The 17327-nt window shown below is 65.1% G+C and carries 17 protein-coding genes; 9 read left to right on the top strand and 8 right to left on the bottom strand.

Annotated features, from left to right (window positions below; translation table 11 throughout):
- Positions 1-4: 4 nt before the first annotated feature.
- Together hslU and hslV are read right to left on the bottom strand one after the other, a co-directional pair.
- Positions 5-1309, bottom strand: a complete 1305-nt coding sequence (hslU, locus tag QXZ85_RS08845; RefSeq protein WP_315702252.1) for an ATP-dependent protease ATPase subunit HslU — start codon at positions 1307-1309, stop codon at positions 5-7.
- 102 nt (positions 1310-1411) lie between these two features.
- On the bottom strand, positions 1412-1972 hold the full coding sequence (gene hslV / locus QXZ85_RS08850) for an ATP-dependent protease subunit HslV (protein WP_315702251.1): 561 nt from the start codon (positions 1970-1972) through the stop codon (positions 1412-1414).
- A gap of 202 nt (positions 1973-2174) precedes the next feature.
- Between hslV and hisB the strand changes: the two genes are divergently transcribed.
- The 7 genes from hisB to coaA all read left to right on the top strand — a co-directional run bounded on the left by hisB (position 2175) and on the right by coaA (position 6961).
- A complete protein-coding gene (hisB, locus tag QXZ85_RS08855) occupies positions 2175-2768 on the top strand; it encodes an imidazoleglycerol-phosphate dehydratase HisB (protein ID WP_315702250.1) in 594 nt (197 codons plus the stop codon).
- 22 nt (positions 2769-2790) lie between these two features.
- A complete protein-coding gene (locus tag QXZ85_RS08860; protein ID WP_315702249.1) occupies positions 2791-3315 on the top strand; it encodes a DUF2628 domain-containing protein in 525 nt (174 codons plus the stop codon).
- Entirely contained in the window at positions 3312-3962 is a 651-nt protein-coding gene (hisH, locus tag QXZ85_RS08865) for an imidazole glycerol phosphate synthase subunit HisH (protein ID WP_315743611.1), read from the top strand. Before QXZ85_RS08860 ends, hisH begins: the two co-directional genes overlap by 4 nt.
- Positions 3963-4027: 65 nt before the next feature.
- The gene (hisA, locus tag QXZ85_RS08870) at positions 4028-4765 is read left to right on the top strand and encodes a 1-(5-phosphoribosyl)-5-[(5-phosphoribosylamino)methylideneamino]imidazole-4-carboxamide isomerase (protein WP_315703139.1); all 738 of its coding nucleotides are present in this window, start codon (positions 4028-4030) and stop codon (positions 4763-4765) included.
- Between the two features lie 11 nt (positions 4766-4776).
- A complete protein-coding gene (gene hisF, locus QXZ85_RS08875; RefSeq protein ID WP_315702247.1) occupies positions 4777-5553 on the top strand; it encodes an imidazole glycerol phosphate synthase subunit HisF in 777 nt (258 codons plus the stop codon).
- A gap of 81 nt (positions 5554-5634) precedes the next feature.
- Positions 5635-5958: a phosphoribosyl-ATP diphosphatase gene (locus QXZ85_RS08880; protein ID WP_315702246.1), complete on the top strand. Its 324-nt coding sequence runs from the start codon at positions 5635-5637 to the stop codon at positions 5956-5958.
- A gap of 46 nt (positions 5959-6004) precedes the next feature.
- Positions 6005-6961, top strand: a complete 957-nt coding sequence (coaA, locus tag QXZ85_RS08885; protein ID WP_315702245.1) for a type I pantothenate kinase — start codon at positions 6005-6007, stop codon at positions 6959-6961.
- 12 nt (positions 6962-6973) lie between these two features.
- Here coaA and QXZ85_RS08890 read toward each other — a convergent pair whose 3' ends face one another.
- The 3 genes from QXZ85_RS08890 to QXZ85_RS08900 all read right to left on the bottom strand — a co-directional run bounded on the left by QXZ85_RS08890 (position 6974) and on the right by QXZ85_RS08900 (position 11451).
- Positions 6974-9214, bottom strand: coding sequence for a PAS domain-containing hybrid sensor histidine kinase/response regulator (locus QXZ85_RS08890; protein ID WP_315743612.1), 2241 nt, complete (start codon positions 9212-9214; stop codon positions 6974-6976).
- A gap of 134 nt (positions 9215-9348) precedes the next feature.
- The gene (locus tag QXZ85_RS08895; RefSeq protein ID WP_316173958.1) at positions 9349-9804 is read right to left on the bottom strand and encodes a hypothetical protein; all 456 of its coding nucleotides are present in this window, start codon (positions 9802-9804) and stop codon (positions 9349-9351) included.
- A 108-nt stretch (positions 9805-9912) separates the two neighbouring features.
- A complete protein-coding gene (locus QXZ85_RS08900) occupies positions 9913-11451 on the bottom strand; it encodes a YifB family Mg chelatase-like AAA ATPase (RefSeq protein WP_316173960.1) in 1539 nt (512 codons plus the stop codon).
- A gap of 227 nt (positions 11452-11678) precedes the next feature.
- Between QXZ85_RS08900 and QXZ85_RS08905 the strand changes: the two genes are divergently transcribed.
- A complete protein-coding gene (locus QXZ85_RS08905; protein ID WP_316174209.1) occupies positions 11679-13655 on the top strand; it encodes a putative bifunctional diguanylate cyclase/phosphodiesterase in 1977 nt (658 codons plus the stop codon).
- Between the two features lie 162 nt (positions 13656-13817).
- Positions 13818-14825: a DUF2336 domain-containing protein gene (locus QXZ85_RS08910; protein ID WP_315702241.1), complete on the top strand. Its 1008-nt coding sequence runs from the start codon at positions 13818-13820 to the stop codon at positions 14823-14825.
- A gap of 1 nt (position 14826) precedes the next feature.
- Here QXZ85_RS08910 and gshB read toward each other — a convergent pair whose 3' ends face one another.
- The 3 genes from gshB to rsmI are packed head-to-tail and all read right to left on the bottom strand — an operon-like array spanning position 14827 to position 17207.
- The gene (gshB, locus tag QXZ85_RS08915; protein WP_315761546.1) at positions 14827-15768 is read right to left on the bottom strand and encodes a glutathione synthase; all 942 of its coding nucleotides are present in this window, start codon (positions 15766-15768) and stop codon (positions 14827-14829) included.
- Between the two features lie 28 nt (positions 15769-15796).
- Positions 15797-16249 carry a YraN family protein gene (locus QXZ85_RS08920; protein ID WP_315702239.1) on the bottom strand — a complete coding sequence of 151 codons (453 nt, stop codon included), beginning with the start codon at positions 16247-16249 and terminating at the stop codon, positions 15797-15799.
- Entirely contained in the window at positions 16236-17207 is a 972-nt protein-coding gene (gene rsmI, locus QXZ85_RS08925; protein WP_315702238.1) for a 16S rRNA (cytidine(1402)-2'-O)-methyltransferase, read from the bottom strand. The genes QXZ85_RS08920 and rsmI overlap by 14 nt, the downstream gene beginning before the upstream one ends.
- Positions 17208-17327 lie beyond the last annotated feature (120 nt).

The raw sequence follows: 17327 nt of genomic DNA on the forward strand, positions 1-17327 counted from the left end.
AGAACTACAAAATGAACCGGCTCAGGTCGGCGTTCTTGGCGAGGTCGCCGATGTGCTGCTGCACGTAGTCGGCATCGACCCGGATGGTCTCGCCGCCGCGGTCGGATGCGGTAAAGGAGATGTCGTCCAGCACCCGCTCCATGACGGTCTGCAGCCTGCGCGCGCCGATGTTCTCGACCGTGGAATTAACGGCCACCGCGACGTCAGCCAGCGCGTCGATGGCATTGTCGGTGATCTCGAGGGTGACGCCTTCCGTCTGCATCAGGGCGACATACTGCTTGATCAGCGAAGCCTCCGGCTCGGTCAGGATCCTGCGCATGTCGTCGCGGCTGAGCGCCTGCAGCTCGACCCGGATCGGCAGGCGGCCCTGCAGCTCCGGCAGCAGGTCGGACGGTTTGGCGATGTGGAAGGCACCCGAAGCGATGAAGAGGATGTGATCGGTCTTGACCGCACCGTGCTTGGTCGAGACCGTGGTTCCTTCGATCAGCGGCAGCAAATCGCGCTGGACGCCCTCGCGCGAGACATCGCCGCCGGCACGGTTTTCGCGGACGCAGATCTTGTCGATCTCATCCAGGAACACGATGCCGTTGTTCTCGACCACGCTGATCGCTTCCTGCACCAACTGGTCGTTGTCGAGCAGCTTGTCGGATTCCTCGTTGATGAGGATCTCGTGCGAGCCTGCCACCGTCAGGCGCCGCGTCTTGGTGCGCCCTCCCATCTTGCCGAACAGATCGCCGATCGAGATTGCACCCATCTGCGCGCCCGGCATGCCCGGAATCTCGAACATCGGAAAACCGCTGCCGGAGGATTGCGTCTCGACCTCGATCTCCTTGTCGTTGAGCTCGCCGGCGCGCAGCTTGCGGCGGAACGAGTCCCGCGTGGCAGCACTAGAGTTCGCGCCAACCAGTGCGTCGAGCACGCGCTCTTCGGCGGCGAGCTGGGCGCGCGCGGCGACATCCTTGCGCTTGCGCTCGCGCACCTGGATGATTGCGATCTCGACGAGGTCGCGGATGATCTGCTCGACGTCGCGGCCGACGTAGCCGACCTCGGTGAATTTGGTGGCTTCGACCTTGAGGAACGGCGCGCCGGCGAGCTTTGCCAGGCGCCGCGCGATCTCGGTCTTGCCGACGCCTGTCGGCCCGATCATCAGGATGTTTTTGGGCAGCACCTCTTCGCGCAAGCCGGCGTCGAGCTGCAGCCTCCGCCAGCGGTTGCGCAGCGCGATGGAGACCGCGCGCTTGGCGTCGGCCTGGCCGACGATGAAGCGGTCGAGTTCGGAGACGATTTCGCGGGGGGAAAAGTCGGTCATGGACTTTAGCTAGGGCTGGTTTGGGATCGGGGCAAGCCGGGTTGCTGCCGCAATGTCCGGCCGTCGGCTCGGGTCGGCGGACACAGCGCGAAGCCGGCTGGATCAGCCCGCCTCGAGCGCCTCGATCGTGATGTTGCGGTTGGTGTAGACGCAGATGTCGGCCGCGATATCGAGGGCACGGCGGACGATGGTCTCGGCGTCCTTGTCGGTATCGATCAAGGCGCGGGCCGCGGCCAGCGCGTAATTGCCGCCGGAGCCGATCGCCATGACCCCGGCCTCCGGTTCCAGCACGTCGCCGGTGCCGGTCAGGACCAATGAAACGTCCTTGTCGGCGACGATCATCATCGCTTCCAGCCGACGCAGATAGCGGTCCGTGCGCCAATCCTTGGCGAGCTCGACCGCCGCCCGGGTGAGTTGCCCCGGATATTGCTCAAGCTTGCTTTCCAGCCGTTCGAACAGGGTGAAGGCGTCGGCCGTGGCGCCGGCAAAGCCGCCGATCACGTCGCCCTTGCCGAGCTTGCGGACCTTCTTGGCGTTGGACTTGATCACGGTCTGGCCGATCGAGACCTGGCCGTCGCCGCCGATCACCACGCGTCCGCCCTTGCGGACCGTCAGAATCGTGGTGCCATGCCAGACCGGCAGCTGGTTTTGGGATGCTTGCATGCGGAATCCTTGCTCAGAGCCTTGCATCTAGGGCCTGCTGGCCGGGGATGCAATTACCAGCCAAGGTAACGGTCAAAGCTGGCATGGACTTGAAATCCGCTCACCATAGGCCGAGATGGAGGTCTCATCCCGTCATCCCGCAGTAGCGAAGCTGACATCCGCCTGTTAAAAGGGCCGCGTTTTCAAGGGAAAGCAGACCCTCATGCGCAGCGCGACCATCAAGCGCAAGACCAAAGAGACCGACATCGAGGTGGCCGTCAATCTGGATGGCTCCGGACTGTCCGAGATCGCGACCGGTATCGGCTTCCTCGATCACATGCTCGACCTGCTGGCGCGTCATTCCCGCATCGACATGACGGTCAAGGCGGCCGGCGATCTGCACATCGATTACCATCACACCACTGAGGACGTCGGGATCGCACTCGGCCAGGCCGTCAAGCAGGCGCTGGGCGACATGGCGGGTATCACCCGCTACGCCTCGATCCACATGCCGATGGACGAGACGCTGACCCGGGTCGTAATCGACGTCTCGGGGCGGCCGATGCTGGTGTTTCGCACCACCTTTCCGCGCGACAAGATCGGTGAGTTCGATACCGAGCTGGTGCGCGAATGGTTCAATGCCTTCGCGATGAACGCCGGCATTACGCTGCATGTCGAAACCCTGTACGGCGAGAACAGTCATCATATCGCCGAATCCTGCTTCAAGGGTCTCGCGCGCGCTCTTCGCGTGGCGGTCGGCATCGATCCGCGCGCGGCAGGCGAAGTGCCATCCACCAAGGGTCGGCTCGGCGGCTGACCTCCTTGCGAGGACTATCAAGATGCCGGTCTACACCGTTCACGCTCCTCTCGCGGCCGGAGCCGATCTGCGCTCGACCGACCGTTTCGTGTTCGTGCGCGACGGCTTCCATCTGTGGGCGGCTGTCTTGAGCGTGCTCTGGCTTGCCTGGCACCGGTTGTGGCTCGGGCTGATCGGCTGGGTCGTCCTGGTTGCAGCTGTCGATGTCGTCCTGCGCCGAGTTGGGATCGGTTGGGGTACGGTCGTTGTCGCCGATATCCTGCTCGCGATCCTGTTGGGCTTCGAGGCGTCCAGTCTCAAACGCTGGAGTTTTTCGCGCGGGAATTGGCGGCAGCTCGACATCGTGATCGGCGACGATCTCGATTCGGCTGAGCGGCGTTTCTTCGAGCGCTGGGCCGCGCGTCGCGGCGCCACAAATTACGACAATCACACCGTCGATCGCGGCGCACCGCCGCCGACGCGTGACAATGGCAATGCGCTTCGACCGCCGCCGCTGCCGCATGCCAGCATCATTGGCTTGTTTCCGGAACCGGGAGGTGGACGATGAGTGTTGCGATCATCGATTACGGATCCGGCAATCTGCATTCGGCGGCCAAGGCTTTCGAGCGCGCCGCACGTAGCATGGAAGATCCGCAGAAGATCGTCGTCACGAGCGACCCTGAAACGGTCTATCGCGCCGATCGGATCGTGCTGCCGGGCGTCGGCGCCTTCGCCGATTGCCGTCGCGGCGTCGATGCGGTCGACGGCATGTTGGAGGCGCTGAACGAGGCGGTGCGGCACAAGGCGCGGCCGTTCTTCGGGATCTGCGTCGGCATGCAGCTGATGGCATCCCGCGGCAAGGAGCATGTCATCACCGAGGGCTTCGACTGGATCGCGGGCGATGTCGAAAAGATCGTGCCGCGCGACGAGAGTTTGAAGATTCCGCACATGGGCTGGAATACGCTCGATCTCGTGCAGGAACATCCGGTGCTGGAGCGGCTGCCGCTCGGGCCGAACGGGCGGCACGCCTACTTCGTGCACTCCTATCATCTGAACGCGGCAAATGAGAACGACGTGTTGGCGCGCGCCGACTATGGCGGGCCGATCACCGCGATCGTCGCCAAGGACACTGCGATCGGCACCCAATTTCACCCGGAGAAGAGCCAGCGCTTCGGGCTCGCGCTGATCTCCAACTTCCTGAAGTGGAAGCCGTAGGTCTTGCTGCCCTCTCCGCCCGCTGCTGCGCGGAGAGGAGCGGCATGCTTGAAAGATTTTCTCTGATGATCCTGTTTCCCGCCATCGACCTTAAGAATGGCCAATGCGTTCGCCTCGAGCAGGGCGACATGGCGCGCGCGACCGTGTTCAATCTCGATCCCGCCGCGCAGGCCAAGAGCTTCGCCGACCAGGGTTTCGAGTATCTCCACGTCGTCGACCTCGACGGTGCCTTTGCTGGCAAGCCGGTCAATGCGCAAGCTGTCGAAGCGATGCTGGCGGCGGTCAAGATGCCGGTGCAACTCGGCGGCGGCATCCGCGATCTCAAGACCGTGGAAGCCTGGCTCGTCAAGGGCATCACCCGCGTCATCATCGGCACGGCGGCGGTGCGCGATCCCGGGCTGGTGAAGACCGCGGCGAAGGCCTTTCCGGGCCGCGTCGCCGTCGGCCTCGACGCGCGCGACGGCAAGGTCGCGGTCGAAGGCTGGGCCGAGACCTCCGAGGTCACGGCGCTCGACATCGCCCGCCGCTTCGAGGACGCAGGCGTTGCCGCCATCATCTTCACCGATATTGCGCGCGACGGCCTGCTGAAGGGACTGAACCTCGATGCGACCATCGCGCTTGCCGACCAGATCTCCATTCCCGTGATTGCCTCGGGAGGGCTTGCCTCGATCGAGGACGTCAAGGCGATGCTGTCGCCGCGCGCCAGCAAGCTGGAAGGCGCGATCGCCGGCCGTGCGCTGTACGATGGCCGGCTCGACCCCGCTGCCGCGCTCGATCTGATCCGCCGCGCACGCGCCGCGTAGGAGAAACCGCCATGTTCAAGGTTCGTGTCATTCCCTGCCTCGACGTCAAGGACGGACGGGTGGTCAAGGGCGTGAATTTCGTCGATCTGCGCGATGCCGGCGATCCGGTCGAAGCGGCCATCGCCTATGACGCGGCCGGCGCCGACGAGCTCTGCTTTCTCGATATCACTGCGACCCACGAAAACCGCGGCATCATGCTGGATGTCGTCCGGCGCACGGCGGAAGCCTGCTTCATGCCGGTCACCGTCGGCGGCGGCGTCCGCACCATCGACGATATCAGGACCCTGCTGCGCTCCGGCGCCGACAAGGTCTCGATCAATTCTGCGGCAGTGGCCCGGCGCGAATTCGTCAAGGAAGCGGCCGAAAAGTTCGGCGAGCAGTGCGTCGTGGTCGCGATCGACGCCAAGCGCGTAGCCCGCCCGGGCGGTTCGGAGCGTTGGGAGATCTTCACCCATGGCGGGCGGAAATCGACCGGGATCGATGCGCTGGAATATGCCCAGGAGGTGGTCGCGCTCGGGGCCGGCGAAATTCTTCTGACCTCGATGGATCGTGACGGCACCAAACAGGGCTTCGACATTCCGCTGACCCGCGCGATTGCCGACAGCGTGCCGGTGCCGGTGATCGCCTCGGGAGGCGTCGGTAATCTCGACCACCTGGTCCAGGGTATCCGGGAAGGCCACGCCACCGCCGTGCTGGCGGCATCGATCTTCCATTTCGGGGAATTTACAATCCGTGAGGCCAAGGATCACATGGTCCGCGCCGGCCTGCCGATGCGGCTGGATCCCTGAGGACTTCGCGTCGCAAAACTGCTACATAGGAACCCTAGCGTCCGCTCTCCTGCCGCGGGCGTCTGTATCGAGTACCGACTGATGCCCCGTTTCACGGTCCACGATCTCGCCGCCATCATCGATGCCCGCGCAGAGGCGGGTGGCGAAGCGTCCTATACCCGCAAGCTGCTCGACAAAGGTCCGCAGCACTGCGCCAAGAAGATGGGCGAAGAGGCTGTCGAAACCGTGATCGCTGCGGTCGAGAACGATCGCGATCATTTCATCGCCGAAAGCGCCGATCTGCTGTTTCATCTGTTGGTGTTGCTGAAGTCGCGCGGCGTCCGCCTCGAAGAGGTCGAGGCGACCCTGGCCAAACGAACCGGGATGTCCGGGCTGGAAGAAAAGGCGTCACGCAAGACGGAATAGCGCAGCGGCTACTTGGGAACCGCTCGGGGGAAGCGAGGTCAGCGTCATGGATATGCGCACCACAGAACAACAATATAATCCGTACCGCATCTTCACCCGCGAGCAATGGGCGGAGCTGCGCAACGACACCCCGATGACGCTCGAGCCCGGCGAATTCTCCAAGCTGCGTTCGATGCATGATCGCCTCGACTTGCAGGAGGTCGAGGACATCTATCTGCCGCTGTCGCGCCTGCTGTCGATCTATGTCGATGCGATGCAGCGGCTCTATTACGCGCAGCGCCAGTTCCTCGGCATCCGCGACCGCAAGATGCCCTACATCATCGGCGTGGCTGGATCGGTGGCGGTCGGCAAATCGACCACGGCGCGCGTGCTGCAGGCGCTGCTGGCGCGCTGGTCGCCCCGGCCGAAGGTCGACCTCATCACCACCGACGGCTTCCTGTACCCCAAGGCGGTGCTGGAACGGCAGGGCCTGATGCAGAAAAAGGGCTTTCCAGAGAGCTACGACCTGCCGCTGCTGCTCGGCTTCCTCTCCGACATCAAGGCCGGACGCCATCCGGTGCGGGCTCCGGTCTACTCGCATCTGACCTATGACATCGTGCCCAATCAGTGGACCGAGATCGATCAGCCGGACATCCTGATCGTGGAAGGCGTCAATGTGCTGCAGACCGGTCCCTTGCCGCGCGATGGCAAGGCTGTGCCCGTGGTGTCGGACTTCTTCGACTTCTCCGTCTACATCGATGCTGAGGAGCCGGTGTTGCGGAACTGGTATGTGAAGCGCTTCCTGGCGCTGCGCGATACCGCGTTCCATGATCCGCGCTCCTACTTCCATCGCTACGCGCTGTTGTCGGATGAAGAGGCGACCGCGACCGCGACCGCGATCTGGGAGCGCACCAACCTCGCCAACCTCGAGGACAACATCCTGCCCACGCGGCCGCGTGCGACCCTGATCCTCAAGAAGGGTCCCGATCACGGCGTCGAGACGGTGGCACTGCGGCGGCTGTAAGGGCCGTGCCGTTCACGCCGGCACGTGGCGCGCCGCCGTCAGCGCGGCGAGCGCCTCGTCGAGCTTGTCGCGATCGAGCGGCTTGATCAGGAAGCCGTCCATGCCCGCTTCGAAACAGGCGTAGCGGTCTTCCACCAGCGTATTGGCGGTCAATGCCAGGATCGGCGTGCGCCGGCTTGGCTCAGACGCTTCTCGAGCGCGAATGCGTTTGGCAGCCTCGATGCCGTCGAGCCGCGGCATTTGCACATCCATCAGGATCAGGTCGTGCGGCGTGCCGGCGGATTTCGCGGCAAGCCAGGATTCCAAAGCCGCTTCGCCGTTGGTTGCGATCACAGTGCGATGACCCAGCCGCGTCAGGAGCGAGCGCATCAGAAGCGCATTGATCTCATTGTCTTCTGCGACAAGGATCGACAGGCCTGAGCTCGGGTTCACCGGCGTCTGTCCGTGGGATTCGATGGCGGCTTCATCGGCCAATGCGGGTGCGGTCACGTCGGTCGCAATGGCGAGACGGGCTGCGAGCGATGCCGCCCGCAAGGGTTTGACGAGATAGCCGGTGAAGGGCGAGCTCGCCTGCAGCTCGTGACGCGTGGCTGGCGTGACCAGCACGATGCGACGGGCAGTGTGGTGTCGCGCGGCTTCGCCGACCTTCAACGCCGTATCGCGCCCGATCGCCTCGTCGATCAGCACGGCGTGCCACGACCGTTCCGGCAGCAGCGCCTGTGCCGTCCCGCCATCCGATGCGAGGCAGGTTTGAGCGCCCCAGTTCTGCAACCGCCGTTCGATCAGCTCCGTCGCAAGACCCGGCGCAGCCAGCAGCATGACGGAGTGGCCGCGCAAATCCGGGCCGGCAAAGCTGTTCTGTTCGCCGCGTTCGAGCGCAGCGGGCAAGGGGACGGCAATCTCGAAGGTTGCGCCCGCACCGGGCGCACTCTCCAGCGTGATGCGGCCGCCCATGCGCCTGACGATCCGCTCGGAGATCGCAAGGCCGAGCCCGGTGCCGCCGAAGCTGCGCGAAACCCGTTCGTCGGCCTGCTCGAACTCCCGGAAGATGCGCGTCTGCGCCTCCGGCGCGATGCCGATGCCGGTGTCGCGGACGCGGAAGCTGATCTCGCCCGGCCAGATTCCCGGCTCGACGATCAGCGCGATGCTGCCTTTCTCAGTGAACTTGATCGCGTTGCCGGCGAGATTGAGCAGAACCTGACGCAGCCGCGCGGCGTCGCCGACCACGCAGGACGGCAGGCGCTCGTCGACATAGGCGGCAATCTCCAGATTCTTCGCCTGCGCCCGCGGCGCCAGCAATTCGGTGACGTCCTCGATCAGCGGCGCGAGCGCAAACGGCCGCGCCTCCAGGTCGAGCTTGCCGGCTTCGATCTTGGAATAGTCGAGCAGCTCCTCGATCAACGACATCAGTGCTTCGCCCGATGTCCTCACCGCTCTGGCGTAGGTGGTCTGCTCCGGCGTCAAAGCGGTGTCGAGCAGCAAGCCGCTCATGCCGATGATGCCGTTCAGCGGCGTGCGGATCTCGTGGCTCGCCATCGCCAGGAAGCGCGACTTGGCACGGCTCGCCGCATTGGCCTGGTCGCGGGCTTCGGCTAATGCGCGCTCGGTCTCGGTACGGTCGGTGACATCGCGGCCGACACATTGCAGCACCGCGGGCTGCCCGGCATCCGAGCGCACCAGCGCTTCCCGCCAGGCGATCCAGCGCGGTCCGATCGCGCTCTCGATGCGCTGGTCGTGAACGCGCGTGCCGTTCGGCTCGAGCGCGTTGTCGCCCTGTTCGATCAGTTCGAAGACAAAACGGCTGCCGAGCAGGTTCTCCCGATCAAGGCCTGCCATTTGACAATAAGCGTCGTTGACGAAGGTGATGCAGCCGTCCGCATCGCGCATCACGATCAGGTCACCCTGGGACTCGAACAGGCTGCGGGCTCGCTGCTCGGCTTCCTGCAGCTCCCAGTTCCGGTCGGCGAGCACCTCGTTGTGGAGCGCGAGCTTGTGGAGCTTCTTGGCGACGAAGCGTAGCCGCATGCTGAGCGTTGCGAGCGCAACGCAGGCGATCGCGAACAGAAAGCTGGCGCCGATCGCAAAGGCATGCGGATTGTAGCCCGAGTTTTCGGACAGGCTGGCCTTGATGAAGCCGTAGGCGCCGCCGAACCCGGCGGAGAAGATCATCAGCGAGCGCAGAATGGCGATCACAAGCTGGTGGCGGCGCGCGAAGCGGAGCAAGCGCAGCTTGATGCGGAAGAACCGTCCCATCGCCATACCCCTGATGAATTCGAACGTTGCCGATCAGTCCAACCAACATGCGGTTGCTATCTTGCGGAGAGCTTGAGCCGGTGTTCAGCAGCGGCGTTGCCGTGCGAACAAGGTGAACGAGGTCCTAATTCTGTTCAGAACTGCGCGTCGGCCAGGTGCGATCTGCCGCCGTGCGCGCCGACGATCAGCGCGGCCGCCTGGCGCGCGGTGACGCGCGTGGATCGGACAAATATCCGATAGTCAGCAGGGCCGTCCGCTGTGAGATAAATCCGCAACGGCGGGTTCTGTGCGGGATCGGCGGCCAGTGCGACGAACTCGGTCGCCGCCCCGGCGCCGCAGCCTTTGTCATCCGCCACCGTCCCATCGTCGACGATGACGAGATCGGCGGTCTCAGGGCTGTCCGTCAGGGCGACACGAACCGTGGCAAGCGCAGGGTCATCGGTGAAGTCGACGTGGAGGTCGGCATGAAATGGCGTAGAGCCGATCTCGACGACGTCGGCGCCGACGACGATGCAGGGGCGAGCCGCGGAGGACAATTCGATCTTGCCGACGACCGCCGCCGTCACCGCGAGGGTGATCACGGCCAGCACTTTGAAACGCAACATCACATACCCGCCAATCCCGAGCCGACAACACCGGCTGTTATGGTTGGCGGAGTGTAAAGGGAACTGGTTACCGTCCTGTTGACATCGAGCGGCTCACGCCGCGTGCCGCGCTTCGTCCGCGAGCGCGCGATAGGACAAGGCCTCGGCCAGATGCAGCCGCCCGATCTTCTCGGCATGGTCGAGATCGGCGAGCGTCCGGGCGACGCGCAGCACCCGATGATAGCCGCGCGCCGACAGCCGCATGGTCTCCGCAGCTTCGCGCAGCAGCTTCTGGCCTTGCGCATCGGGCTTTGCGATCTCGTCCAGCACGGCAGCCGGCGCCTCGGCATTGGTGCGGACTTGCGGCAGGCCGGCTGCCGCGTAACGCGCAAGCTGGATGCCGCGCGCCGTTGCGACGCGCGCAGCGACCTCCTTCGAGCCCTCGGCGGCTTGCGGCAGGATCAGATCGGCTGCGGTCACCGCGGGCACTTCGATGCGCAGGTCGATGCGGTCCATCAGCGGACCGGAGATGCGCATCTGATAGTCCGCGGTGCAACGCTCGATCCGGTTGCGCTTGCAGGCATAGCCGGGCTCGAAGGCGTTGCCGCAGCGGCAGGGATTCATCGCTGCGACCAGCATGAAGCGGGCAGGATAGGTCACGCGATGGTTGGCGCGCGAGATCGAGACCTCGCCATTCTCCAGCGGCTGACGCAGCGAGTCGAGCACGCGCGGATCGAACTCCGGCAGCTCGTCCAGGAACAGCACGCCCTGATGGGCGAGAGAAATCTCGCCGGGCTTGGCGCGCAGGCCGCCGCCGGTCAGTGCCGCCATGCTGGCCGAATGATGCGGGCTGCGGAACGGCCGTCGCGAGGTCAGCGCGCCGCCCTCGATCTCGCCGGCCACCGAGGCGATCATCGAGACTTCAAGGAGCTCGGCCGGTGACAGCGGCGGCAGGATCGATGGCAACCGCGCCGCCAGCATCGACTTGCCGGCGCCGGGCGCACCGATCATCAGCAGATGATGGCCGCCTGCCGCGGCGATCTCGAGCGCCCGCTTGGCGCTCTCCTGGCCTTTGATGTCGCGCAGGTCGAGCGCGCTCGACGGCGCCTCGTGGATCTTCGGCTGCGGCCGCGACAGCACCTGCGTGCCCTTGAAATGGTTGGCGATCTGGATCAGCGAGCTTGCCGCAATGATCTGGATATCGGGGCTGGCCCAGGCCGCTTCGGCCCCGCACGCAGCCGGACAGATCAGGCCTTCCTCGCGGGCATTGGCACCGATCGCGGCCGGCAGCACGCCGGCGACAGGCGCAATCGAGCCGTCGAGGCCGAGTTCGCCCAGCACGGTGAAGCCGCTCAGCGCATCCGGCGGGATGGCGCCGATCGCGGCCATCAGGCCGAGCGCGATCGGCAGGTCGTAATGGCTACCTTCCTTGGGCAGGTCGGCTGGCGCCAGGTTCACGGTGATCCGCCGGGCCGGCAGCGCAAGACCCGACGCGATCAGCGCCGAGCGCACCCGCTCGCGCGCTTCCGAGACCGCCTTGTCCGGCAGGCCGACGATGGCAAAGGCCGGCAACCCCGGCGCAACCTGGACCTGCACGTCCACTGCGCGGGCTTCGATCCCTTCAAAGGCAACGGTAGTGACGCGCTGGACCATGCCGCCCTCCCCAACGGGTGGAAGGTAACTGAAGACGCCAGTAGCCGCAAGAACAATACATGAACACGAGGAGGCGCCGCTGCGCGGCAATCAAGGACATCCGCCGGAGCGAATTAACGTCGCCTTAGGCCCCACTCTGGATGCTCGTTCCGCGCGAGCGGATCCTCCGGGCCACAATCACCACGTCGTTCCGTCAATTCGACCATTGAAGGCCGCCAGTGCCAAGCATGCAGATCAAGGATAGCGAGCTGAGGCCGGCGGCACTTGCGAGAGCGCAGGCGACGAGCCTGCTGCAAAATATCGCCCTGACTTTGCTCTCGAACGTTGCGATCGCGGTCTCGCTCGCGCTGCTGATCTATCTCGAGCATGGAGGGACGATCATCTCCTCCTGGCTCGCCGCCGCGGTCGCCTTTGCACTGGTCCGGGCCTGGTGGATTCTGAGGATGAAATCCTCGGGAATGCTGGAAACCGATCCGCAGCGGGTGCTGCGGTCCCTGACCGTCGCGGCGTTCCTGAGCGGGCTGCTATGGTCGGTCGTGCCGCTCTGCTTCGGGGCTTTCCTCGCCACGCAGACGATATACTGCGTTGTCTTCATCATGGCCGGGACGACGACCGGCGCAATCATCCAGAGTCTCGCCTATTCGCCGCCGGCGATTGCGTTTGGCGCGCCGCTCATGGGGGCCACGCTGTCGAGGATGCTGATGTCCGGGAGCGGCGTCAGCTACATCATCGCGCTCGACGTCCTCTTCCTGACCTTGATGCTGTTCCGGGCTGCCCGCGTCGGAGAGCGCGGCTTCATCGCCAGCCAAGTCACCGCATTCGAAGCCACGGACCTTGCCTCCTCGCTTGCGGAAGCCAACAGCGAGGTGCTGCATTCCAACCGCGCGCTGGAACGCCTCGTGCGCACCGATGCGCTGACCGGGCTTGCCAACCGGAGTCACTTCCGCGACGTCGCCGACGCGGCGTGCTCCGCTGGGCGGGGCGTCGCGTTCCTGCTGTTCGACATCGACAACTTCAAGACGATCAACGACACGCGCGGCCATGAAGCCGGGGATCGCGTCCTCGCGGCGGTAGCCGACGTGCTCCGGTCCAGCTGCGAGGCAGATGACCTGCCGGTACGGCTGGGCGGCGATGAGTTTATCGTGGTGTTCCAGGGCCGTGATGTCGAGGAGCGCGCCATCGCCTTCGCCGAACGGCTCAGCGAAGGCTTGCTGCAGCCATTGGCAATCGCAGGCCAGCCACAGTCCATCAGCTGCTCGATCGGCATCGCCGCGCACCTCGACGGCGATATCGATGTCGAGGTGCTCTGCGCCCGAGCCGATGCGGCGCTCTATCGGGCCAAAGAGGATGGGCGCGCCTGCATACGCGTGTTCGACGCGCAGATGCAGATTGAGCTGGCGCTGCAGCGTTGCCTCGATCTCGAACTGCCGCAGGCCCTGGCACGCGGTGAGCTCCACCTCGAATTCCAGCCGCAGGTCGTGATGGCGACGCGCGAGGTGATCGGCTTTGAAGCCCTGCTCCGCTGGCGGCACCCGCGGGTCGGCATGATCCCGCCGCCGGAGATTGTGCGTGCTGCCGTTCGGCTACGCTTGTCGGACAAGCTCACGAGCTTCGTCGCCGAACGGGCCTGCGCATTCGTGCGGGCGCTCGACGCGAGTCACGCGCCAAACGTCAAAGTCGGGATCAACGTCTCGCCGCGCGAGTTTTCGATCCATTCGCCTGCGACAATCCTCAACGACGCAGCGCAGCGATACGGCATCGACCCGCGGCGAATCGAGATCGAAATCACCGAGGAGGCGATGTTCGATCCGAAGCGTTGCGCGCAGGAGCTGGAGCTGATCCACGCATACGGATTTGGTCTGGCAATCGATGATTTCGGCGTCGGTCACTCCTCGATCTCCAACCTGGTGGCCCTTGAGCTCGATACCATCAAGATTGATCGCTCATTCGTCCATGGCCTCACGACGAGCTGCCGAAACCAACAACTGATCACGGCAATTACCGCGGTCGCCTTGCCGCTCGGGCACAGGATCATCGCCGAGGGAGTGGAGACGGAGGAAGAGGCGCGACTGCTGCGGACGCTCGGATGCATCTACGGGCAGGGCTGGCTCTACGGTCGCCCGATGGTGGATAGCGACGCGATCGCATGGTTGACGTGCAGTCAAGGCAGCGAGGTCGGTGCCGACGCAGTCTCGGCCGCCTGATCCCTTAACGTGGCTTTAGGCGGACGCTTGCATGCTCTGGCAGGGTCGTGCCGGCGCTGCCGGTCGGGCTGACATCCTCGCGACGCAAGAGGTAAACGAACCATGACTCAAAGGCATCCGGTGCTCCCGGCGGCACGACAGGCCGCTCCTGAGAGCAGGACGATGTCCGATCTGTCGATCGAAATCTTGCGCAAGACGACCGCGCTGCTTCTGTCCGGGCCACGGCCGCACGCAGCCGAGCAACTCGATCTGTACGATCAGATCTTTGCCCGGCTGTTGCCGCAGGTCGGCGTCGAAGCGCTGGCCGAGTTAAGCGCCGCTTTGGCCTCGGTCGAGCGCGCGCCCTACGCCACCGCGCGCCTGCTGGCGAGCCATCCGGAGGTGCGTGTTGCGGCGCCGATGTTGGCGAAGGCCGCGGTGCTGTCGGAGCGTGACCTCGCGGACTTCATCAAGACCGGCAACCAGCCGCATCTGATCGCGGTCGCAAGCCGCAAGGCCATTGGTGAGCCATTGACCGAGCTTCTGATCGCGCGCAGCTATCCGGCAGTGCGCATGGCGCTGGTGCAGAATCTCACGGCGAAGTTTTCCGAGGACGGTTACCGCAGCCTGTTCAAGAGCGCCGAGCGCGACGCCGATCTCGCCGAGAAGCTCGGGGCCCGTCCCGATCTGCCGGCCAAGCTGTCCCGCGCCTTCGTGGCGGCGGCGAGCGAGGACGCGCGCGCGCGTTTCATCAAGGCGGCGCCGCCGGCCGCCAAGGCTACGCTGCAGGCGACTCCTACCCGATCCGCGGCCGCAGCGATGCGTGCCACCTGGGACTACACGCAGGTCAAGAGCGAGGTCGCTGCCCTGAACAGGACCGGCAAGCTCAGCGATTCCGCGGTCAACCGGTTCGCCGCGACCAACGACTATCCGGCCGTCATTGCCGCGCTGGCGCTGCTGTCGGACGTCAGCATCGAAACCATCGAGGCGCTGCTGGATGACGATCGCATCGGCGATCTCCTGGTCGCCTGCAAGGCATCGCGCCTGAGCTGGGCCACGACCTCGATCATCCTCCGCGGCAGGCCGGGCTGTGCGCCGATCTCCGCCGAGGATTTCGACGAAAGCCGCAAGCGTTTCGACAAGCTCGTGCTCTCCGAGGCCCAGCTGAAAGCGCGGGGCATGAAGCCTTAAATCAGCTCCGCTTCTTTTCGATCACGTCCCAGACGCGCGCCGCAATATCGGGACCGCCGAGTCGGGAAATGGCGCGGATACCGGTCGGCGAGGTCACGTTGATCTCGGTCAGGTTGCCGTCGATCACGTCGATGCCGACGAACAGCAGCCCGCGCTCGCGCAAGGCCGGCCCCAAGGTCTCGCAAATCTCGCGCTCGCGGGCGCTTAGGTCGGTCGCCTGCGCCGCGCCGCCGCGAACCATGTTGGAGCGCAGATCATCGGCCGCCGGCACGCGGTTGACGGCGCCGGCGAATTCGCCATCGACCAGGATGATGCGCTTGTCGCCGTGCTTCACCTCCGGCAGGAAGCGCTGGATCACCCAAGGCTCCTTGAACGTGACCGAGAACATGTCGAACAGCGAGCCGAAATTCATGTCTTGCGGCATCACGCGGAACACCGCCGCACCGCCATGGCCGTGCAGCGGCTTCATCACCACGGCGCCATGCTGATCGCGGAAGGCGTTGATCTCGTCGAGATCGCGCGAGATCAGGGTCGGCGGCATAAGCTGCGGGAAATTCATCACGAACAGCTTTTCCGGTGCGTTGCGGACGCTGGCCGGGTCGTTCACCACCAGCGTCTTAGGATGAATCCGCTCGAGGAAATGCGTCGAGGTGATGTAGGCGAGATCGAATGGCGGATCCTGCCGCAGCAGCACGACGTCGAACGATGTCAGCGGCGTCGGCTTCGGCTCACCCAAGGTGAAGTGATCGCCGACTTGGTCACGCACGGTCAGCGCCTGCACGGGCGCGACCAGCTCCTCGCCGCGCAAGGAGAGCTTGTCGGGCGTGTAGTAGGATAGGCCATGTCCGCGGCGCTGCGCTTCCAGGAGCAGCGCGAAGGTCGAATCGCCACGGACGTTGATGCGGGCGATCGGGTCCATCTGGACGGCGACATTCAATTTCATGAGGCTGGTCCTGGTCTTATGAGCGTGTTTAAGGGCTGGCGTCGAATGCGGCCAGCAGATGACGCGGCAGGCTCTTCGGCGCAATCAGAATCGCATCGAAGCGCAATTCGAATTCGGCATGTTCGGGATGCGCCATCAGCCAGGCCTGCGCGGCATCGATAATGCGCTGCTGCTGGCGCGGCGTCACCGCGTAGGCGGCGTCATCCAGGGAGGCGCGAGCCTTGACCTCGACGAAGGCGAGCAGGTTGCGCTTGCGCGCGACGATATCGATCTCGCCGTGCGGCGTGCGGAAGCGCTTAGCCAGAATGCGATAACCCTTGGCCATCAGCAACGCGGCCGCACGACTTTCGGCCGAAAGCCCGGTGCGAAAGGCGGCGACGCGCTCGGGCGCGGCGACCTTCGCAGGTTTTGCCGACGCGGCGTCAGGGCTCGCCGGGTCAGTCTTGGCAGGTGCAGTCTTGGTCGACTCAATCTTGGCCATCGGCCTCTCCGGCCCGCATGTCCTTGGTCTGCATATTCTTGGCGAGTGCCAGCGCACGGGCATAGACCTCGCGCCGCGGCCGCCCGGAGAGCTCGACCGCGTGCATGACCGCGTCCTTGACGGTCTCGGTCCGCAACTGCTCCGTCAGTAATTTATCGAGCTCATCGGATGACATGAGGCCGGCATCGCGTGCGGGCGGACCGATGACGAGGACGAATTCGCCGCGCGTCTCCAGGCTGGCGGCATTTGCGGCGAGCTCGGCGAGCGATGCGCGCGTGATCTCCTCATGCAGCTTGGTCAGCTCGCGGCAGATCGCGGCCTCGCGCGCGCCCATGATCTCGGAGAGATCGTGCAACGTGTCCTGCACTCGGCTGCCGGACTCGAACAGCACCAGCGTCGCCTCGATGCGGGCGAGTTCCGCGAGCCGGCTGCGGCGCGCCTGCTGTTTCGCCGGCAGAAAGCCTTCGAAGAAGAAGCGGTCCGTCGGAAGTGCCGCCACGTTCAGCGCCGTAAGCACGGACGAGGCGCCGGGCAACGCCGTCAGCGGATGACCGGCCGCGCAGACGGCGCGCACCAGCTTGTATCCGGGGTCGGAGATCAGCGGCGTCCCGGCGTCGGAGACCAGCGCGATCGCCGCGCCCTCGGCCAAACGCTGCAGCAGCTTTGGCCGCGCGGCTTCTGCATTGTGCTCGTGATAAGGGGTAAGTTCCGCCGAGATGGCGTAGCGTTCCGTGAGGCGCCGCGTGATCCTGGTGTCCTCGCAGGCGATCAGGTCGACACCGGCCAGGGTCTCGAGCGCACGCAGCGTGATATCGCCAAGGTTGCCGATCGGCGTTGCCACGAGGTACAAGCCAGGTCGAGCCCGTGGCGCCGGAATGCCGTGTCCCGCCACCACATAGCTGGCTTCGGCAATGTGGCCGTTGTCGATCGGTGTGTTCGGGATTGCCTTTGCGCCCATGTCCCCAATCTAGAGGGTGGATTGGGCGAATGCCACCCGCGTTCGCGACGTGCCCGTTGCCGTCGAAAGCAAGACGCAAAACAGTGAATTTGACCAGCTGTGGGGGTCCTCTAATCCTTT

This window comes from Bradyrhizobium sp. SZCCHNGR1005 (assembly GCF_032489995.1).
Classification (GTDB): Bacteria; Pseudomonadota; Alphaproteobacteria; order Rhizobiales; family Xanthobacteraceae; genus Bradyrhizobium.

Excerpts from the sequence above, each read along its gene's own strand:
- QXZ85_RS08880 (WP_315702246.1), top strand. The coding sequence starts at position 5,635 with ATGCCCCGTTTCACGGTCCACGATCTCGCCGCCATCATCGATGCCCGC.
- gshB (WP_315761546.1), bottom strand. The coding sequence starts at position 15,768 with ATGAAATTGAATGTCGCCGTCCAGATGGACCCGATCGCCCGCATCAAC.
- QXZ85_RS08890 (WP_315743612.1), bottom strand. The coding sequence starts at position 9,214 with ATGGGACGGTTCTTCCGCATCAAGCTGCGCTTGCTCCGCTTCGCGCGC.
- coaA (WP_315702245.1), top strand. The coding sequence starts at position 6,005 with ATGGATATGCGCACCACAGAACAACAATATAATCCGTACCGCATCTTC.
- hisB (WP_315702250.1), top strand. The coding sequence starts at position 2,175 with ATGCGCAGCGCGACCATCAAGCGCAAGACCAAAGAGACCGACATCGAG.
- hisH (WP_315743611.1), top strand. The coding sequence starts at position 3,312 with ATGAGTGTTGCGATCATCGATTACGGATCCGGCAATCTGCATTCGGCG.
- QXZ85_RS08910 (WP_315702241.1), top strand. The coding sequence starts at position 13,818 with ATGTCCGATCTGTCGATCGAAATCTTGCGCAAGACGACCGCGCTGCTT.
- hslV (WP_315702251.1), bottom strand. The coding sequence starts at position 1,972 with ATGCAAGCATCCCAAAACCAGCTGCCGGTCTGGCATGGCACCACGATT.
- QXZ85_RS08900 (WP_316173960.1), bottom strand. The coding sequence starts at position 11,451 with ATGGTCCAGCGCGTCACTACCGTTGCCTTTGAAGGGATCGAAGCCCGC.
- rsmI (WP_315702238.1), bottom strand. The coding sequence starts at position 17,207 with ATGGGCGCAAAGGCAATCCCGAACACACCGATCGACAACGGCCACATT.
- QXZ85_RS08920 (WP_315702239.1), bottom strand. The coding sequence starts at position 16,249 with ATGGCCAAGATTGAGTCGACCAAGACTGCACCTGCCAAGACTGACCCG.
- hslU (WP_315702252.1), bottom strand. The coding sequence starts at position 1,309 with ATGACCGACTTTTCCCCCCGCGAAATCGTCTCCGAACTCGACCGCTTC.
- QXZ85_RS08905 (WP_316174209.1), top strand. The coding sequence starts at position 11,679 with ATGCAGATCAAGGATAGCGAGCTGAGGCCGGCGGCACTTGCGAGAGCG.
- QXZ85_RS08860 (WP_315702249.1), top strand. The coding sequence starts at position 2,791 with ATGCCGGTCTACACCGTTCACGCTCCTCTCGCGGCCGGAGCCGATCTG.
- hisF (WP_315702247.1), top strand. The coding sequence starts at position 4,777 with ATGTTCAAGGTTCGTGTCATTCCCTGCCTCGACGTCAAGGACGGACGG.
- hisA (WP_315703139.1), top strand. The coding sequence starts at position 4,028 with ATGATCCTGTTTCCCGCCATCGACCTTAAGAATGGCCAATGCGTTCGC.